General features: G+C 52.6%; 21 protein-coding genes. 17 read left to right on the top strand and 4 right to left on the bottom strand.

Translation table 11 applies throughout. The features are described from left to right. The first annotated feature begins 57 nt into the window (after nt 1–57). Complete coding sequence (locus JL719_RS20315; protein WP_033159167.1) at nt 58–2139, top strand: TonB-dependent receptor; 2082 nt, start codon at nt 58–60, stop codon at nt 2137–2139. Between the two features lie 53 nt (nt 2140–2192). Here JL719_RS20315 and JL719_RS20310 read toward each other — a convergent pair whose 3' ends face one another. Continuing rightward, nucleotides 2193–2462, bottom strand: a complete 270-nt coding sequence (locus JL719_RS20310) for a nitrogen fixation protein NifZ (RefSeq protein WP_033159168.1) — start codon at nt 2460–2462, stop codon at nt 2193–2195. A 195-nt stretch (nt 2463–2657) separates the two neighbouring features. On the opposite strand from JL719_RS20310, the gene JL719_RS20305 reads away from it, so the two are divergent. The 4 genes from JL719_RS20305 to JL719_RS20290 all read left to right on the top strand — a co-directional run bounded on the left by JL719_RS20305 (nt 2658) and on the right by JL719_RS20290 (nt 5538). Further along, nucleotides 2658–3014: a HesB/IscA family protein gene (locus tag JL719_RS20305; RefSeq protein WP_033159169.1), complete on the top strand. Its 357-nt coding sequence runs from the start codon at nt 2658–2660 to the stop codon at nt 3012–3014. An 18-nt stretch (nt 3015–3032) separates the two neighbouring features. After that, nucleotides 3033–3944, top strand: coding sequence for a Fe-S cluster assembly protein NifU (nifU, locus tag JL719_RS20300; protein ID WP_020483356.1), 912 nt, complete (start codon nt 3033–3035; stop codon nt 3942–3944). Next, complete coding sequence (nifS, locus tag JL719_RS20295; protein WP_033159170.1) at nt 3937–5151, top strand: cysteine desulfurase NifS; 1215 nt, start codon at nt 3937–3939, stop codon at nt 5149–5151. Before nifU ends, nifS begins: the two co-directional genes overlap by 8 nt. 126 nt (nt 5152–5277) lie before the next feature. Next, nucleotides 5278–5538 (top strand): hypothetical protein, encoded by a 261-nt coding sequence (locus JL719_RS20290; protein ID WP_033159171.1) that lies wholly within the window; start codon nt 5278–5280, stop codon nt 5536–5538. A 184-nt stretch (nt 5539–5722) separates the two neighbouring features. Here the strand turns inward: JL719_RS20290 and JL719_RS20285 are convergent, their stop codons facing one another. The 3 genes from JL719_RS20285 to JL719_RS20275 form a co-directional block, all read right to left on the bottom strand. Further along, nucleotides 5723–6349, bottom strand: coding sequence for a hypothetical protein (locus JL719_RS20285; RefSeq protein ID WP_033159172.1), 627 nt, complete (start codon nt 6347–6349; stop codon nt 5723–5725). A gap of 531 nt (nt 6350–6880) precedes the next feature. Then, nucleotides 6881–7177: a hypothetical protein gene (locus JL719_RS20280; protein ID WP_033159095.1), complete on the bottom strand. Its 297-nt coding sequence runs from the start codon at nt 7175–7177 to the stop codon at nt 6881–6883. 24 nt (nt 7178–7201) lie between these two features. Then, nucleotides 7202–8179 carry an SGNH/GDSL hydrolase family protein gene (locus JL719_RS20275; protein ID WP_051670459.1) on the bottom strand — a complete coding sequence of 326 codons (978 nt, stop codon included), beginning with the start codon at nt 8177–8179 and terminating at the stop codon, nt 7202–7204. Between the two features lie 463 nt (nt 8180–8642). Between JL719_RS20275 and nifV the strand changes: the two genes are divergently transcribed. From nifV to JL719_RS20220, 12 genes are all read left to right on the top strand, one after another. Then, nucleotides 8643–9764: a homocitrate synthase gene (gene nifV, locus JL719_RS20270; protein WP_033159094.1), complete on the top strand. Its 1122-nt coding sequence runs from the start codon at nt 8643–8645 to the stop codon at nt 9762–9764. Between the two features lie 11 nt (nt 9765–9775). Next, nucleotides 9776–9943: a hypothetical protein gene (locus JL719_RS20265; RefSeq protein ID WP_165385990.1), complete on the top strand. Its 168-nt coding sequence runs from the start codon at nt 9776–9778 to the stop codon at nt 9941–9943. After that, nucleotides 9943–10716: a serine O-acetyltransferase gene (gene cysE / locus JL719_RS20260; RefSeq protein WP_505187732.1), complete on the top strand. Its 774-nt coding sequence runs from the start codon at nt 9943–9945 to the stop codon at nt 10714–10716. Before JL719_RS20265 ends, cysE begins: the two co-directional genes overlap by 1 nt. After that, complete coding sequence (locus JL719_RS20255) at nt 10716–11255, top strand: hypothetical protein (RefSeq protein WP_084153507.1); 540 nt, start codon at nt 10716–10718, stop codon at nt 11253–11255. Before cysE ends, JL719_RS20255 begins: the two co-directional genes overlap by 1 nt. Before the next feature lie 74 nt (nt 11256–11329). Beyond that, nucleotides 11330–11452 carry a hypothetical protein gene (locus tag JL719_RS24325; RefSeq protein WP_256438917.1) on the top strand — a complete coding sequence of 41 codons (123 nt, stop codon included), beginning with the start codon at nt 11330–11332 and terminating at the stop codon, nt 11450–11452. A gap of 5 nt (nt 11453–11457) precedes the next feature. Continuing rightward, nucleotides 11458–11772: a nitrogenase-stabilizing/protective protein NifW gene (locus JL719_RS20250; RefSeq protein WP_033159105.1), complete on the top strand. Its 315-nt coding sequence runs from the start codon at nt 11458–11460 to the stop codon at nt 11770–11772. Then, on the top strand, nt 11769–12245 hold the full coding sequence (locus JL719_RS20245; RefSeq protein ID WP_033159092.1) for a nitrogen fixation protein NifZ: 477 nt from the start codon (nt 11769–11771) through the stop codon (nt 12243–12245). The genes JL719_RS20250 and JL719_RS20245 overlap by 4 nt, the downstream gene beginning before the upstream one ends. A 2-nt stretch (nt 12246–12247) precedes the next feature. Then, on the top strand, nt 12248–13099 hold the full coding sequence (gene nifM, locus JL719_RS20240) for a nitrogen fixation protein NifM (protein ID WP_308441614.1): 852 nt from the start codon (nt 12248–12250) through the stop codon (nt 13097–13099). 1 nt (nt 13100) lies between these two features. Next, nucleotides 13101–14402 carry an ATP-dependent Clp protease ATP-binding subunit ClpX gene (gene clpX / locus JL719_RS20235; protein ID WP_051670457.1) on the top strand — a complete coding sequence of 434 codons (1302 nt, stop codon included), beginning with the start codon at nt 13101–13103 and terminating at the stop codon, nt 14400–14402. Nucleotides 14403–14476: 74 nt separating this feature from the next. Next, a complete protein-coding gene (gene grxD, locus JL719_RS20230; RefSeq protein WP_033159089.1) occupies nt 14477–15094 on the top strand; it encodes a Grx4 family monothiol glutaredoxin in 618 nt (205 codons plus the stop codon). 24 nt (nt 15095–15118) lie between these two features. Beyond that, nucleotides 15119–15649: a flavodoxin gene (locus JL719_RS20225; RefSeq protein ID WP_020483339.1), complete on the top strand. Its 531-nt coding sequence runs from the start codon at nt 15119–15121 to the stop codon at nt 15647–15649. A gap of 10 nt (nt 15650–15659) precedes the next feature. Continuing rightward, nucleotides 15660–16100, top strand: a complete 441-nt coding sequence (locus JL719_RS20220) for a SoxR reducing system RseC family protein (RefSeq protein ID WP_033159088.1) — start codon at nt 15660–15662, stop codon at nt 16098–16100. Nucleotides 16101–16152: the final 52 nt, after the last annotated feature.

Raw genomic sequence — 16152 nt, 5'->3', positions numbered from 1 at the left:
AGCTTTTGTGCTCAATCCCGACCCTTCCGTAAACTTTAAAGGACTTTGAGGCTATCAATGTTACCTATTCGTGCCACCACCAAAAACATTGCTGTGGTATTACCTTTGATCATGCCGTTGAATTTGGCCGCTGTGGAAAAAGCGCCTGATGAGCTGGATGAAATGGTGATTACCGCAACCAAAACCGAACGCAGTATTCGCGATGTATCGGCTACGGTGACAGTGATCGATAGGGAGCGTATCGAAAAATCCAACGCGACAACCGTCGATCAACTACTCAAGGGCGTGCCGGGTGTGTATGCCAGCCGCATGGATGCCTCGTCTCCCAATCGGATTGCCCAGACCTATACCCGAGGCCTGCCGGGCAATGGCCGCACCTTGGTATTGATCGACGATGTGCCTATGAATGTGTCCTACGACAGTCAGGTGGATTGGTCGCAACTGGGCACTATTGACGTGGATCGAGTGGAAATTGTCAGAGGCGCCGGTTCGGCCCTTTACGGCAACCATGCGATGGGTGGTGTAATAAACGTTATTTCTAAAGCGATTACGCCCGGCGTGAAAGGCAAAGTGGATAGCGAATACGGCAGCATGGAAACTATCCGTGAAGCAGGTATCGTCTCTTACGGCGGCGAGCACAGCGGCGGTTCGGTATCAACCAGTTATTTGGAAAGCGACGGCTATAACATGTGGCGTCCGGATACGAGTGTGGCTTCCATTCCCTTATCGCAACGCGATAAAACCGGCACACGTAAAACCAATGTAGGCGCCAAATTTACGCACGAATTTGACGCCTCTAATCTGCTGGATCTGAGTTTTTCCTATTTGAGCGACGTTGCAACAGGCTTATATCGAATTCCTGATTATATAGCCCAAGATAGAGAGCAATACCTGGGTTCGGCACGTTATCGCTATTTGGGGGAGCGTTCTGAAGCCACGTTAGTCTTGTACAGCCGTATTGGCCGAATGGATGCCGATAGTGCAAATGCTGCCAATGCAACCAGTCCGGATGTGGCCCGCCCCGGCACGATGGCCGCCAGTCTGATTTCCTATCGCGGCGATTTTGACGATATGGAAGCCGGTATTCGCGCGCAATATAGCCATTACATAGGCAGCCATCACAAATTGACGGTGGGCGGACAACATGCAGACAGTCAAATGACCATGATTAACCAGTTTCCCGCGGAACGCGGCAGAGAGCAGCTTGTCGAGGGCGGTATTCAACTGAGCGGCATATTTTTGCAAGACGAAATCAATTATGGACCGTTGAACGTAAGCTTGGCCGGGCGTTGGGATCTGTGGCAGACAGACGGCCAATTCAGAGATACCAAAACCAGTTTCCCTGGGCAAGGCCAATGGGGTAATCATGCGGAAGACTCGTTTTCGCCTAAGGGTGGGTTTTCGTACAAGCTCACCGATGATTTAGTGCTGCGCGGCTCGATAGGTCAGTCGTTTAATACCCCGGATGTCTCTCAGCTCTACGGCAATAGCAGGCGGGGTGGGACGACCGTGGCTTACGGTAACCCGTATTTGACTCCCGAAAAAGCCGTTTCCGGCGATATTGGCTTGGATTACTACTTTGGCCGGCAGGGATATATCAAAACCACGATCTATAACACGACTGCGGAGGATTTTATCGCCACAGTGCAACGAAGCGGCGCGACGGTCGGCACCACCGACAAAATTAATATCGGCGCCATTCGGGCCGAGGGGGGTGAGGTCGAAGGGATGTGGAAGCTAGGCGATTTCCTGACTTTGTACGCGAGTTACACCAAAAACGATTCGATTGTCACCAAGCACGATAGGAATCCTAATTTGATCGGCAAGCAACTTACCAATGTGCCGCAAGATCAAGGTAGTTTGCGGGCTGATGTTAGCCTGCCTTACGGCTTTTCGGTTTTCGGTGCTTTTAATTACGTTGGCGACCGATACTCTACCGAGACCAATTTACCTACCGCACCGGGCGGCTCTGCCGTGTATAAAAGCTACGCAACCTACGATTTAGGGGTGGCCAAGACCTTAGTCAAGGATGTTACCGCCCGGATGACCTTCATGAATATCGGTAACGATAAGTATGAAGGTATCGGGTATATCGCGCCGGGCGCCACCATTACCGGCGGTATCAGCGCCAAGTTTTAAAATTGAACCGGCGCGAATAGGTTGTCGGGCGATTTTATAAGGGCGAAATGCGGTTAATGGATAAGCAACTCTTTTTCCGGAACGACCAAGTCCTCGGTCCAGCATCCAATTGGCCGGCCCAAATTTAGATCCTGGTCTTCGAAGCGGACTAAAAAGACCGTAAGCCCAGGATCCTCCTCGACATGGCCTTTCATCACGATCACACCGCGGGCGCCTTCTTGTGCCAGCACTTCGCCTTCTTCGCTGTCCGGCATACTGCCATCGTCAATAATCGTATGCGCGGCATATACCACGTCGCCCAAATCCAAATCTTCTACGTTCATGCTGTGCTCCTGTGAGAGTTTTGTAGTAAAGCCGACAAAAGCTCTCGGTTTGTTGTGAAACGGCGTGCCGATTAAGGTTGGCCTGCTGCCTTTCGGTTAGGAATTTCAGCGGCTTAGCCGAAATTTTCGCGTATGGCATGCAGGTTGCTTTAACTGTTTACAAGATCAATGCCAAACCGTTCAGGAGACTTAAAGATGATTACATTAACCGAAAGCGCCATCCAAGCCGTGGGTCGTTTTATCAGCAGTTCCGACAAGCCGACCGGTGGGCTGCGCATCGAAGTGACCGATGGCGGTTGTTCCGGTTTGTCTTATGGCATGAAACTGGAAGCAAAAGAAAATGCGGACGATACCGTCATCGACTGCGGCGCAGTCAAAGTATTTGTGGACCCGCTAAGCTTGCCCAGCCTGAATGGCATGTCCATCGATTTCGTCGACAGCCTGGAAGGTTCCGGCTTCAAATTTACCAATCCCAACGCGGTGAAAAGCTGTGCCTGCGGATCATCATTTACCACCGGCGAAAGCGGCGGCACACCAAAAACCTGTTCTTAAGCATTCGAGGAAATAGCTATGTGGGATTATTCAGATAAAGTAAAAGATCACTTCTTTAACCCTAAAAATGCCGGCGCGGTGGCGGGTGCCAACGCGATTGGCGAAGTGGGTTCCATCAGCTGCGGCGACGCTTTGCGGCTGACTTTAAAAGTCAACGACGACACCGAAGTGATCGAAGATGCAGGCTTTCAAACTTTTGGTTGCGGCTCGGCGATTGCGTCTTCTTCAGTGCTGACCGAAATCATTAAAGGCCTGACTTTAGACGAAGCGTTGAAAGTCACTAACCAGGACATCGCCGCCGAATTGGACGGCCTGCCGCCGGAAAAAATGCACTGCTCTGTGATGGGCCGGGAAGCCTTGCAAGCGGCAGTGGCTAATTATCGCGGCGAAGAATGGAAAGACGACCACGAAGAAGGTGCGTTGGTCTGCAAATGCTTTGCGATTGATGCGGTGATGATCGAAGAAATGGTCTGGGCTAACAAGCTGCGCACCGTTGAAGACGTGACCAACTACACCAAAGCCGGTGGCGGTTGCGCGGCTTGCCACGAAGACATCGAAGCCATCTTGGAAAAAGTTTTGAAAGAGCGCGGCGAAACCTTCGATCCAAATGCGGCGCCGGTCGCCAAGCCCGAGCCTGTGGTTGCCAAAGGCCCGCTGACCAATCTGCAACGCATCAAGAAAATCGAAGAAGTGATCATGTCCTTCCGGCCGCAATTGATGGCCGATGGCGGCGATGTGGAATTGGTGGAAGTGGTGGATAAAACCGCTTACGTCAATATGACCGGCGCTTGTAACGGCTGCCAAATGTCCGCCATGACCATTGCCGGTATTCAGCAACGGTTGATGGAAGTGATGGGCGAGTTCATTAAAGTCGTGCCGGCCTCGCAAATGCCGAAACTGGTCACGATAGAGGAGGCCAGTCATGCCTGATATTTATCTGGATAACAACGCGACCACCAAGGTGGACAGCGCGGTGGTCGATGTGATGATCCCGTATTTTACCGAGTACTTTGGTAATCCATCGTCCATCCATCGTTTCGCCGACGGCGTGGCCAAGGCTATCAAGAAAGCGCGCTCGCAGGTGCAAGAGTTGATCGGTGCCGAGCACGACTCCGAGATTATTTTCACCTCCTGCGGCACGGAATCCGATTCCACGGCGATCTTGTCGGCGATCAAGGCTCAACCCAATCGTAAGGAAATCATCACCACCTCGGTGGAACATCCGGCGATTTTGGCTTTGTGCGAGAACCTGGAGAAAGAAGGCTACACCATCCATCGTATGCCGGTGGACAAATGCGGCCGTTTGAATTTGGAAGCGTACAAAAATCTGTTATCCGATGAAGTAGCAATTGTCTCGGTGATGTGGGCGAACAACGAAACCGGCACCATCTTTCCGGTGGTGGAAATGGCCGAAATGGCCAATGCGGCCGGCGTGATGTTTCATACCGATGCCGTGCAGGCAGTCGGCAAGATTCCGATGATGCTGCAAGACACCAAGATCGATATGTTGTCGATTTCCGGTCACAAATTGCACGCCCCCAAAGGTATTGGGGTGTTGTATTTAAAGCGTGGCACACGCTTTCGTCCGTTGCTGCGCGGTGGACATCAAGAGCGCGGGCGTCGGGCCGGTACTGAAAACACCGCGTCGATTGTCGGCTTGGGTAAAGCCTGTGAACTGGCGATGGAGCACATGGAATACGAAAACGTGCAGGTCAAAGCGATGCGTGATCGCCTGGAGCAAGGCATCGTTGCCGCCGTGCCGCACTGCTTTATCACCGGTGATTTAAACAACCGCTTGCCCAATACCACAGACATTGCGTTCGAGTATATCGAGGGCGAAGCGATTTTGATGCTGTTGAATAAAGCCGGTATCGCGGCTTCCAGTGGTTCGGCGTGTACATCGGGTTCATTGGAGCCTTCGCACGTGATGCGGGCCATGGATATTCCGTACACCGCCGCGCACGGCACCATCCGCTTTTCGTTCTCGCGCTACAACACTATGAGTGAAGTGGACGAAGTGTTGAAGGTGATGCCCAGCATCGTCGCTACTTTGCGGAAACTATCGCCGTATTGGGACAGCATCAACAACGAACCGGTTGCCGATCCGGAACAGGCTTTCCAACCCACTTATGCTTGATTGAGTGTATTGATTGGTCGGGTTTGCAACGGTGCCCCTGAGGCCACGGGCAATCCGACCAGTTTGGTTTTGAGTCGACGCTGCATAAACCGGTGTTGACACCAAAAATTTTCACAGAGGATTGTTATGGCTGAAACGCTTGCTGATTTACGCGCGGTATTGTCCAAGATGGAAGCCGCATTGAGTTCCATCACCGAATTTAACGCCGAGGTGCTTGAGTTTGTTGATGTCCACTATTCGAGTTTGCTGAACGATCAAAAAGTCGTCCAGGTTTTCAAGAATGTCGGCGACGCCGAGGATGAACTGCAAAGACAACTGAATTTTCTGCGCTCGCGTTTGACTGCCGGCATAGCAGAATTTAAAGCAGTTTGTGAGGCGGAAGGCTGAACGCTGTAAGCCAGCAACTTGGATTAAATCGGTAGCGAAGACCTGTTTAACCCCCAGCAAATTGAGATAGTTTTGAGCCGTTTATTGCATTGAAGGGCATCCAATGCCGGCTTTAGCCCCGATCACAGAGCCAAAAAAGGCGGTTGTTCAACCGCCTTTTTTGTATTTTGGCAGAGCAGTTCGCTCAAACCTTTCTGGTTTTTCGGTTAAGGCCCAAACCAACCAACGCACTGCCGAAAAGCCACACCGCACCGGGTACAGGCACAGCGGCGACATTGAAGTTGATATTGTTAATACCGTTGTTCCAATCGGTGCCCAGGATGATTCTGATCGAATGAGCAGTAACGCCAGGGGTGAAAGTATGAGGTGCGTCGCCGGGTACTGCATAAGGTGCATAATCGACAAAGATGTTGGCTGGATTGTCGCCATCAACCACTCTCAAGTCGCTCGCATTGCGAGTGAAATTTCCCGGCCCTGGATACGCAGCAACGTCGAAGCTTTCCAAGGTGACGCCCTGATTTGGATTGATTGCCGTCAGCGTAATGCTCAAAAGCAGACCGGATGCGTGAGCAAAAGCCGCCGTGTTTAAAGTGGCGTAACCGGTATTCCATAACTTGACATCGTCAAACGCCAGCGTCCCGTCGAGGTTCAGGCTGGAATACGATACCGCCACATCCGCGGTAGAACCATAACCGGCGGGAACCAGGTCGTAATTGGTAAAGGGTTGTAGCGCATCGAAGTTAATCGTCGCGGCTTGCGCGTTGAATGCGGCAGTAATCAAAATTAACGGATAAAGCTTTTTGGATAACATAGGCAAACCCTCCAAACGGCGTGTAAATACGCCTATCAATTGACAGAAACTCAAGAACAGTAGGTGCTGTTCCTGATTTTGAAGTTAAACGCAAAATACGTTCCATTTTATAGGTTTTTTGTTTTTTATGTTATTTCAATAGGTTAGGTTGGTAAGTGTTGAGCGGTATTAGGATAATGCCATTTAAAACGTTGAGTGATGTAAAAAATGCCGACATCGGTAGTGCGCAAGCGCAGACATCAAATTCGATATACCTTTTGGATAACATAGGCAAACCCTCCAAACGGCGTGTAAATACGCCTATCAATTGACAGAAACTCAAGAACAGTAGGTGCTGTTCCTGATTTTGAAGTTAAACGCAAAATACGTTCCATTTTATAGGTTTTTTGTTTTTTATGTTATTTCAATAGGTTAGGTTGGTAAGTGTTGAGCGGTATTAGGATAATGCCATTTAAAACGTTGAGTGATGTAAAAAATGCCGACATCGGTAGTGCGCAAGCGCAGACATCAAATTCGATATACCTTAGTCTGTTAGAGGATGTTTCGCGCAACCGCAGCAGCCAGGCCAGCCTTTTTACTGCTGCCAACCCAGCCGGCAAATCCGGAAACAAACAACCAAATACCTGCCGGAATCGGTACGGCCGCCGGTGCGGCTACGTCAAAGGCGATCTCGCCAATTTCCGAAACCAGATAGGCTTCGTAATAAGAGTTGATTTGTAAGCGCACATAGCGCGCTTCGCTGTCAATCAAGTCGAACACCGCATAAGCAATCGGGTGACACCGGCCCGAATCCAACAGCGGTAAAGCAGGTGAAAACAGCCGAGGCACTCGCCGCTTTCACCGAGCAATGACTTAAGCCGGACGGCGTTTGGCGAAAAGTAATCCCATCAGCCCACTAACCAAGAATACGAAGGAACCAGGCAGCGGCACTTGGCTGACTACGGCGCCGGCAAAAAGCGCATGCACTTGCGTAGTTGGATGGAAATCGTCCCAAAATACCCGGCTGGCCGGGTCGGAACAAACGTCAGGCAAGCTGACGCAGGCTTCCGTGCTATTGGTAAAGCCGTAAGCCGTTGGATTTTGGACTACAGCGGTAAAAAAGTTATACGCATCGAATTCCACTATTTGAGTATTGGGCGACAACAAGGACAGTGCGTCGAGTCGGTTGGTTAGTTCCTGGTTGAATGTCAATGAATAATCCTGTGCAGCCACTATCACGTTTGCCGGCAGAGATTGCGCGAATGGGGTGATGCTCAAGTCTGGCAAGTTCGGCACCACGATATGTTGTGCGCCAAAGCCGATTAGCGCGCCGACATAGTTGGCAATATTTGTTGCTGCTGACGTCGCGGAGTTACCCGTCAAAAAGTCGTTGGCCCCACCCCAGACAAAAAACAGCGAATCCGGGGTTACCGCCGCAGTGAATTGCGCTGAAAACAAACCGAATTGTTGCGCCATACCTGGGGCAAGTAATGCGCCTTGGCTGGTTTGGCTGCCGCCATCGCCTTCATTGCCTATTCCCGTCGTCGAACCGGCTACCGCGAAATTAAAAAAATTGCCGGCATTAGCTCCACCGGAAAGCACGGAGTTGGCTATATATTCCGCGGCTGTCGGGCCGTTGCTGATGCGGCCTTGGTAGTAAGGTGGGCAGGGATGGTCGGAATCGCATTGTCCGCCCAGGTTATAGGCGCTTAGTACCGAGGAGGTGCTGGCTCCGCTATCGGAGAGGCTGTCGCCGAATACGAATAAATTTGAAAAAGCTGTCGCACCCACTTGGCTGCTTGCCAGGAGCGACGCGAAAAATAGTGCAATTGAATAAGGCTTTTTTGTCATGTTTGTCTCCAGTAGTGATCTGTCAATCGGTGAGATGAAAGCGTTCATATATAAACAACAGTATTGCCGAAGCGCCTATTGTCAGCATGCGGCGGCAAGATCCGGATGCCGGCGGAATAGTGCGGATCGAGACATCGGGAGCGGTCTCAATCGACGCAACCGAGTTGAGACCCTATCAGCCTAACTCAGGCGGGACATTCTCGGCAACTGCTAACAGTTTGCCGGCGGTGCCGATTTTTTTGACGCTCACAGCCTAGTTTGCAGTCACGATGATAAATTGTCGTGTTTGCGACAATTCGTCTTGCACTCCCGAGCTTGTCTTGTCGCCATCCTGCCAATACCTTCGCTCAATCCATGATTCTTCAAGCTTTTTCAGTTGGCAAGTCTTTTGCATTAGTCCTATCGAAGGCGTTATTCACGCTCTGGTTTTCAAATCTTTAACTTTGCGACTCAAGGTTTAGCCATGAACAGCAACTCCGACATCATTATCGACGACACCACGCTCCGCGATGGCGAGCAGTCGGCCGGCGTGGTGTTCTCGTTGGAGGAAAAGTTGGCGATTGCCAAGCAGTTGTCCGCGCTGGGTGTGCCGGAATTGGAGATTGGTATCCCGGCCATGGGTGTACAGGAACGCGACGAAATCAAAGCCATTGCTCAATTGAAATTGCCCAGCAATTTATTGGTATGGTCCAGGATGCGTGAAGAAGATTTGCAACACTGCCTGGGCTTGGGCGTCGGCACCGTGGATTTATCGATTTCCGCGTCCGATCAACATATCCAACACAAACTCAAACAAAGCCGGGCTTGGGTGTTGGCTACCATCGAGCGCTGTGTGAAAACCGCGGTCGATGCCGGCATGCGGGTTTGCGTGGGGGCCGAAGATGCGTCTCGCGCCGACAGCGAGTTTCTGGCGCAAATGGCCGAGGCTGCGCAAAGGGCCGGCGCGATAAGAATTCGCTTTGCCGATACGGTCGGCATCATGGAACCGTTCGGCGTATTTGAAGCGATTCGCAAACTGCGCGCCGTCACCGACATGGACATTGAGATGCACGCCCACGACGATCTGGGCTTGGCAACTGCCAATACCTTGGCCGCCGCATATGCCGGCGCTACCCACGTCAATACCACCGTCAACGGTTTGGGCGAACGGGCCGGCAATGCCGCTTTGGAAGAAGTGGTTGTAGGCTTGAAGCAGCTGTACGGTTTTGAAACCGGTGTGGATTTGCGCAATTTTCCTGCTCTGTCCCATCAGGTGGCGACTGCGTCCGGCGACACGATAGGCAGCCGTAAAAGTTTGATAGGCCGCGATGTGTTCAGCCATGAAGCCGGCATTCACGTCGACGGTTTGCTGAAAGACCCCAACAATTATCAAGGCGTTGACCCTGCCTTGGTCGGTCGCAGCCACCAACTGGTGCTAGGCAAGCATTCCGGCAGTCAAGGCGTGATGCACGCCTACAAACAATTGGGCATCCAGATTAACCGCTGGCAGGCCGGCCGCCTGCTGCCGCTGATTCGCGAGTTTGTCAGTTTGCACAAACGCGCACCGCAATCGACCGATTTGAATCAATTTTTACACAGCCTATAGCGAGGTGTCAGATGAGTAGCAATCGTCAAAAACCAGCCGTGCCCAGCACCGCCAAAGTCGACGTACCGCAGCAAACTGCGGCGCAGCACGAACTGCCTGATGACCGTTACCCCGGTTCGTTCTTCCGGGTGCCTGGCGTGCCGATGCCCGGCAAAACCACCTGGAGCTTGGCAAAATGATGTTTTTGTCGCCGTCGCGTCCCAGCGTTGCATCAGGACTCTGGCAAGACTGGCGCGACGATGTGGCTTGCGTGTTTGCCCGGGATCCGGCAGCACGCGGCTTACCGGAAGTATTGTTGGCTTACCCCGGCGTGCATGCGGTGTTGCTGCACCGAGTCACCCATCGCTTGTGGCACGCCGATTGGAAATTGACGGCGCGGTTATTGGCGGCCTTTGCCCGCTGGTTGACCAACGTCGATATTCATCCGGGCGCGACGATAGGCAAACGCTTTTTCATCGATCATGGAGCGGGCGTGGTGATCGGCGAAACCGCTGAGATCGGCAACGACGTGACCATGTATCACGGCGTGACGCTGGGTGGAACCACCTGGAACAAGGAAAAACGCCATCCGACGCTAGGTAACAATGTGTTGATTGGTGCCGGGGCCAAGATCCTCGGCGCGATCAATCTGGGCGATAACGTCCGGGTCGGCGCCAACTCGGTGGTGATCAAAGACGTGCCGCCATGCTGCACCGTCATCGGCATCCCCGGTCGGATTATCCAGCAAAAAGGGATAAAAATTCAGGACCCGCGCGGTATCGACCTCGATCACCATTTAGTGCCGGACCCGGTGGGCAAAGCCTTGAGTTGTTTGGTGGAACGTCTGGACGAGTTAGAAAGCAATCAAAAACGCTTTGTAGTCGCGGAAGAAACTTGCGGCAGCTGCGAAGCGGAAGGTGTCTGCCACGGCGAAGACGTGGTGGTACTGAAGCAAGCAGCAGGTGGCAAGTGATGGAAATGGATCTGTTGCAATTCGACGCCAAGGACTTGTACTACGAGAAAGCCGACAGCCAGGAAGTGGAGGACTTGATCCAATACGCTTCCGAACTGTACGCCACCGGTGAAGCGGAGCTGCCGTTATTACAGGCGTATTTGCGGGCACCGGAATCCTTGAATGTGCTGGTGTCTTTGAATCGGTTTTATTACTACCAGCATCGTTTACCGGAGGCCTTATTGATCTCCGAGCGGGCCTTGAACTTGATCCGGCCCGGCATCGATTTTCCGGAAGATTGGCGGCAGCTGGAAAGAACGCATATCAGCGAGGCGCCAAAGGACTTGCTGACTCGGATCAGGCTATATCTGTTTACGTTGAAATCCATCGGCTTCTTGAATATGCGCTTGGAAAATCTGGAACTGAGCAAGGCGATTTTCGAAAAGTTGGTGTCCTTGGATGACAAAGACAGGATAGGCGCGCAGGGGCTTTTGGAGCTGGTTGTGCGTCGGCAAGAGGCGGCGGAAGGGATTTTTCGCATGCCGCAAGCTTTCGGGTAGGCATCGCCCAACAATTGGATGCCCACGATAAGTGATGTTTGTTGTTCCGCGCTATTAACCTAAAGGTGATCGCCATGATGAAAAAACAAAAATCCGATCCATTTTTGGCCCAAACAGCTGTGATGCTGGTGGTTTTATTAGTGGTGTACGCATTGGGAGAACAACCTGCCAATCTCGATCACCTGATGATGAGGTAATGACGATGAGTTTAGAAGAAGATATGGAAGAGCTGGAAGCTGCGGAAGACTTTCTGCGCTATTTCGAGCTGGAATACGATACCACCGTCGTCCACGTCAACCGGCTGCATATTTTGCAGCGCTTCCACAATTATCTGAGCCAAGCCGGCGATAACATGCCGGAAGACGAAGATGCGCAACGGGAAGTCTACAAAAAGCTGTTGCAGCGTGCTTACAGCGATTTTGTGGACTCCGACGCACAGACCGAAAAAGTATTTAAGGTCTTTAAGATGATGGAACCGCAAACCGTGTTTGTTTCCCTAGCGGATATTAAAACATGATAGACGAACGTTACGACGAAGAGCGCTTCGAATTCGGCGAACGGGTTAGGCTGACGCGCAACGTTCGCAACGATGGCACCTATCCGGGTATGGATGTCGGCGACTTTTTGCTGCGCCGGGGCAGTGTCGGCAATGTCATCGAAGTCGGCACCTTTCTGCAAGACCAAGTGATTTACACCGTGCATTTTTTGGATGCCGGGCGGATGGTTGGCTGCCGCGCCGAAGAATTGATCCCGGCTGATGCACCCTGGAATCCAAGCCGCTTCGAGTTTCGCGACCAGGTCGTGTGTACGATAGACATCCCCACCCAGGACGGTAATTACCCCGCCGGCACCCAAGGCGAAATCCTGAAAGTGTTGCGAGACAGCGATCCCTTGCTCTACCACGTGCGTTTTCCGGGTAAAACCATGCAGGTGCCGGAAAGTGTATTGGAGCCGGCGGATCCGGCCACCTTCAAAGAACCGGAGGCATAATGATGAGCCAGACGTCGATAGAGCCTTACACCCTGTTGCGGGCCGCCTTGAGCCTGTTCCAGAAAGCGCCGGCCGAATTGGAGCAACTGCAATTGCGCCAGGTGGAAGTGCAAGCCAAAAACGAATACGAAATCGAAGGCCGAGTCCTGAACTCCGCCGAAGCGACTGGCGTGGTGATTTCCGATACAGAGCTGGACCGCGCTTACAAGGAAGTGCGCGGCCGCTTTGAAGATGAAGACGCTTTTTTAGCGGCATTGAACGCCAACAGCCTGGATGTCGATATGCTGAAAGCGGCTTTGTATCGGCAGTGCAAAGTCGATGCGGTGATGGATAGAGTGGCCGCCCGCGCACCCAAGGTTAACGAGGTGGAAATCGGCATCTTTTATCACTCGCACCCCGAAAAATTCCATAAACCCGAGACGCGCCAGGCCAGACATATCTTGATCAGTATCAATCCGGATTACCCCGACAATACCCGCGAGGCGGCGTGGCGGCGGATTAACGAGATTCTCGGCACCTTGAAACGTAAGCCGCATAAATTTGCCGATTTGGCGCTGAAGCATTCGGAATGTCCCACGGCAGTGCAGGGCGGCGAAGTGGGGACAGTGGCCAAAGGCACCTTGTTTCCGGAACTGGATGCGGTATTGTTTAATTTGAAAGAAGACGCCATTAGCGATGTGGTGGAAACCGAGATGGGTTTTCATGTGATTCAATGCCTGAAAATCATCCCGGCCGAAACCATGTCGCTGAAAAAAGCGACACCGAAGATTCAGCAGATCATGCAGGATCGTTACCGCAGAAATTGCCAGCGCACGTGGCTGGCCAGTCTGCCCGCAGTCAACAGGAGTGCCTAACATGTTAAAAGAACCCAAACATTGTTCGTTTTGCGGTATCGAAGCGTCGGCGGCCGTGCCGATGATTGCCGGCACGGAAGGCTACATCTGCGAAGCCTGCGTGATGTTGGCCAGCCAGGTGGTATCCAGCTGGGGCAAGAAGAAAGAATTAGCCGATATGCAAGGCCCTTTGCCCAAGCCCGCCGAGATGAAAGCCATGCTCGATCAGTATGTGATCGGCCAGGATTTGGCCAAGGAAATTCTGTCGGTCGCGGTATACAACCACTACAAGCGCTTGAAAAACGTCAGCCGTAAAGTCGGCGGTTTGGGCGAGTCCGATGACAGCGTGGAAATCGGTAAATCCAATATTCTGATGATAGGCCCTTCCGGTACCGGCAAAACCTTGCTGGCTAGCACGCTGGCAAAAATCGTCGGTGTGCCGTTCGCGGTCGCTGATGCCACCACGTTGACTCAGGCCGGTTACGTTGGTGACGACGTCGAAAATATTCTGGTGCGCTTGCTGGATGTGGCCGACGGCCAGATCAGCAAAGCCGAATGGGGTATGGTGTATATCGACGAAGTGGACAAAATTGCCCGCAGCCCGGAACAGGCTTTCGGTACCCGCGATGTGTCCGGCGAAGGCGTGCAGCAAGCCTTGTTGCGGCTGGTCGAGGGCTCGCATGTCAAGGTTCCTTCCAAGGGCCGGCGCAAGGATCACAGCGGTAATGATTCGGTCATGGTGGATACCAGCAATATTCTGTTCATAGCCGGCGGCGCATTTCCGGGTCTGGAAAAACACGTGGAAAAACGCTTGCTGCCGCCGAAAACCGCTATCGGTTTTCATGCCGAAGTCAGCAACCCGGACGACAAACCGACGCTGGAAGCGATGTTGAATGCCACACAGCCGGACGATTTGAAACGCTTCGGCTTGATCCCGGAATTTATCGGCCGCTTCCCCGTGTTGGCGCCGTTAGAGCCCTTGGATGTGGATGCCTTGATCCAAGTCTTGACCGAACCGAAGAACGCTTTGGTTAAACAATACCAACATCTGTTTGCCTTCGATGATGTGGAGCTGGAATTCACCCAGGATGCCTTGGTGGAAATCGCCGAAAAAGCCATCGCCCGCAACACCGGCGCCCGCGGTTTGCGCGGTATCATGGAGCACGTTTTGCGCCGCACCATGTTCGAATTACCTTCCAGGCCTGACGTCGAGCGCTGCATTGTGAATGCCGAGGTGATACGCGGCGAAGCGGAAATTGAAGTGGTGCCGCGTGACAAACCCACAGACGGTGACGGTTTGAAACGCTTGTCGGGCGGAGAGTGAATTTGGCGGCCGGGCTGCACAAGCTGAAGCCCGGTCGTTGCATTGAAAAGTTTTAGTTAATCGAGAAACCTACTATGAGCGTTAAAGAAAAAATCTTGCAACAACTTGCCGAAAATCCGGTGATTATTTACATGAAAGGCGTGCCTAGCGCTCCGGAATGCGGGTTTTCCGCGAAGACTGTCGGCATCTTGAACGAAACCAAGATCCCTTACGCTTATGTCAACGTCTTGCAATCGCCGTTCATCCGCGAAAAGCTGCCGTCCATTTCCAAATGGCCCACTTTCCCGCAAGTGTTCATCAAAGGTGAACTGATCGGTGGCGCCGACATTGTCGAGGCCATGTACAAGGAGGGGACTTTGTTGCCGCTGTTGCAAGCGACCGTTCAGCCCGCCGAGAGTGCGGACGCCAGTCAAACCATTACCCATTCCGAAGTGGAAGCCTTGATTCTGGCGGCCTATCCGGGGGCGACCATCGGCATCGAAGGCGCCGGTTGCGATTTGAACATCACCGTGGTCAGCGAATTGTTCGCCGATCAACCCATGATCAAACAACATCAGGGCGTCATGGCTACATTGAGTGCGCCGCTGGCTTCCGGCCGTTTGCATGCCGTCACGCTAAAGACACATACGCCTGAAGCTTGGGCCGCTCAGCAACCGGCGGCAAATCCGGGCTTACTGCAAATTCAAATCTGATCTAGTTAACAAGGAGACAACACTATGGCAAAAGTAGGCATTTTTTTCGGTACCGATACCGGCAACACACGCAAAGTAGCCAAGACCATTGCGACGAAATTGGGCGATGCGGCCGACAAGCCGGTCAATATCAATAAAGCCTCCGTGGACGATTTGTTGGCCTACGACGTCTTGATCGTCGGTTCGCCAACTTACGGCGAAGGTGAACTGCCAGGCATGAGCGCCGGACACGATAACGAGAGCTGGGAAGAATTTCTGCCCACGTTGGCGGGCGCCGATTTCTCCGGCAAAACCGTGGCGATCTACGGTTTGGGCGACCAGGAAGGTTATCCCGGCAATTTCGTCGATGCCTTAGGCTTTTTATATGACGCCTTTGCCGACGCCGGTGCCACCATCGTCGGCATGACCAGCAGCGAAGGTTACACTTTTAAAAAATCCAAAGCCTTGCTGGGCGACCAATTTGTCGGTTTGGCCTTGGACGAAGACAACCAGAAAGAACTGAGCGAAGGCCGGCTCAGCGCTTGGCTGGATTCTATTTCCTCCGCCTGGGCTTGATAGGCTAGCTATGATCGAAGAAGCGGCCGTCGTTACCCGCGTTAGCGATGGCCGTACCTGGATCAAAAGTCTGCAAAGCAATGCCTGCAGCGGCTGTTTGCAACAACAATCCTGCGGCACGGCGACACTGGCGAAAGTCCTCCCCAAGCGCGAATTTCCAGTCGATTGCGATATAAACCTGCAAGCCGGCGACCATGTGATGGTGGCGATAGACGACGGCCAACTGCTGCTCACTTCGCTATTACTTTACTTGCTGCCGTTGATTTTTATGCTGCTCGGTGTGGGTTTGGCCGAAGCTTGGCTACCCGCACCGTATAACACGGGTTACTTGCCCGAAGTGGCGTTAAGCACATTGCTGACCGGCTTTTGGTTGATAAACCGCTGTCAAAATCTGCTACTGCTCCATCTTTGTTTTAAGCCGCAAATCGTCAAGAAACTCGGCAGCGATTGAGTTTTCGCTGGTTGACGCACTGGTTGTGTAAAGTCAGTCCGCTTCCGTTTGC

Source organism: Methylomonas sp. LW13, from assembly GCF_016865255.1.
In the GTDB taxonomy this organism is placed as follows: Bacteria; Pseudomonadota; Gammaproteobacteria; order Methylococcales; family Methylomonadaceae; genus Methylomonas.
This window is presented reverse-complemented; position numbering and strand designations above follow the sequence as displayed.

What these genes read in the sequence shown, in the direction of transcription:
- JL719_RS20315 (WP_033159167.1), top strand. Translation starts at nt 58, where the DNA reads ATGTTACCTATTCGTGCCACCACCAAAAACATTGCTGTGGTATTACCT.
- JL719_RS20310 (WP_033159168.1), bottom strand. Translation starts at nt 2,462, where the DNA reads ATGAACGTAGAAGATTTGGATTTGGGCGACGTGGTATATGCCGCGCAT.
- JL719_RS20305 (WP_033159169.1), top strand. Translation starts at nt 2,658, where the DNA reads ATGATTACATTAACCGAAAGCGCCATCCAAGCCGTGGGTCGTTTTATC.
- nifU (WP_020483356.1), top strand. Translation starts at nt 3,033, where the DNA reads ATGTGGGATTATTCAGATAAAGTAAAAGATCACTTCTTTAACCCTAAA.
- nifS (WP_033159170.1), top strand. Translation starts at nt 3,937, where the DNA reads ATGCCTGATATTTATCTGGATAACAACGCGACCACCAAGGTGGACAGC.
- JL719_RS20290 (WP_033159171.1), top strand. Translation starts at nt 5,278, where the DNA reads ATGGCTGAAACGCTTGCTGATTTACGCGCGGTATTGTCCAAGATGGAA.
- JL719_RS20285 (WP_033159172.1), bottom strand. Translation starts at nt 6,349, where the DNA reads ATGTTATCCAAAAAGCTTTATCCGTTAATTTTGATTACTGCCGCATTC.
- JL719_RS20275 (WP_051670459.1), bottom strand. Translation starts at nt 8,179, where the DNA reads ATGACAAAAAAGCCTTATTCAATTGCACTATTTTTCGCGTCGCTCCTG.
- nifV (WP_033159094.1), top strand. Translation starts at nt 8,643, where the DNA reads ATGAACAGCAACTCCGACATCATTATCGACGACACCACGCTCCGCGAT.
- JL719_RS20265 (WP_165385990.1), top strand. Translation starts at nt 9,776, where the DNA reads ATGAGTAGCAATCGTCAAAAACCAGCCGTGCCCAGCACCGCCAAAGTC.
- cysE (WP_505187732.1), top strand. Translation starts at nt 9,943, where the DNA reads ATGTTTTTGTCGCCGTCGCGTCCCAGCGTTGCATCAGGACTCTGGCAA.
- JL719_RS20255 (WP_084153507.1), top strand. Translation starts at nt 10,716, where the DNA reads ATGGAAATGGATCTGTTGCAATTCGACGCCAAGGACTTGTACTACGAG.
- JL719_RS24325 (WP_256438917.1), top strand. Translation starts at nt 11,330, where the DNA reads ATGATGAAAAAACAAAAATCCGATCCATTTTTGGCCCAAACAGCTGTG.
- JL719_RS20250 (WP_033159105.1), top strand. Translation starts at nt 11,458, where the DNA reads ATGAGTTTAGAAGAAGATATGGAAGAGCTGGAAGCTGCGGAAGACTTT.
- JL719_RS20245 (WP_033159092.1), top strand. Translation starts at nt 11,769, where the DNA reads ATGATAGACGAACGTTACGACGAAGAGCGCTTCGAATTCGGCGAACGG.
- nifM (WP_308441614.1), top strand. Translation starts at nt 12,248, where the DNA reads ATGAGCCAGACGTCGATAGAGCCTTACACCCTGTTGCGGGCCGCCTTG.
- clpX (WP_051670457.1), top strand. Translation starts at nt 13,101, where the DNA reads ATGTTAAAAGAACCCAAACATTGTTCGTTTTGCGGTATCGAAGCGTCG.
- grxD (WP_033159089.1), top strand. Translation starts at nt 14,477, where the DNA reads ATGAGCGTTAAAGAAAAAATCTTGCAACAACTTGCCGAAAATCCGGTG.
- JL719_RS20225 (WP_020483339.1), top strand. Translation starts at nt 15,119, where the DNA reads ATGGCAAAAGTAGGCATTTTTTTCGGTACCGATACCGGCAACACACGC.
- JL719_RS20220 (WP_033159088.1), top strand. Translation starts at nt 15,660, where the DNA reads ATGATCGAAGAAGCGGCCGTCGTTACCCGCGTTAGCGATGGCCGTACC.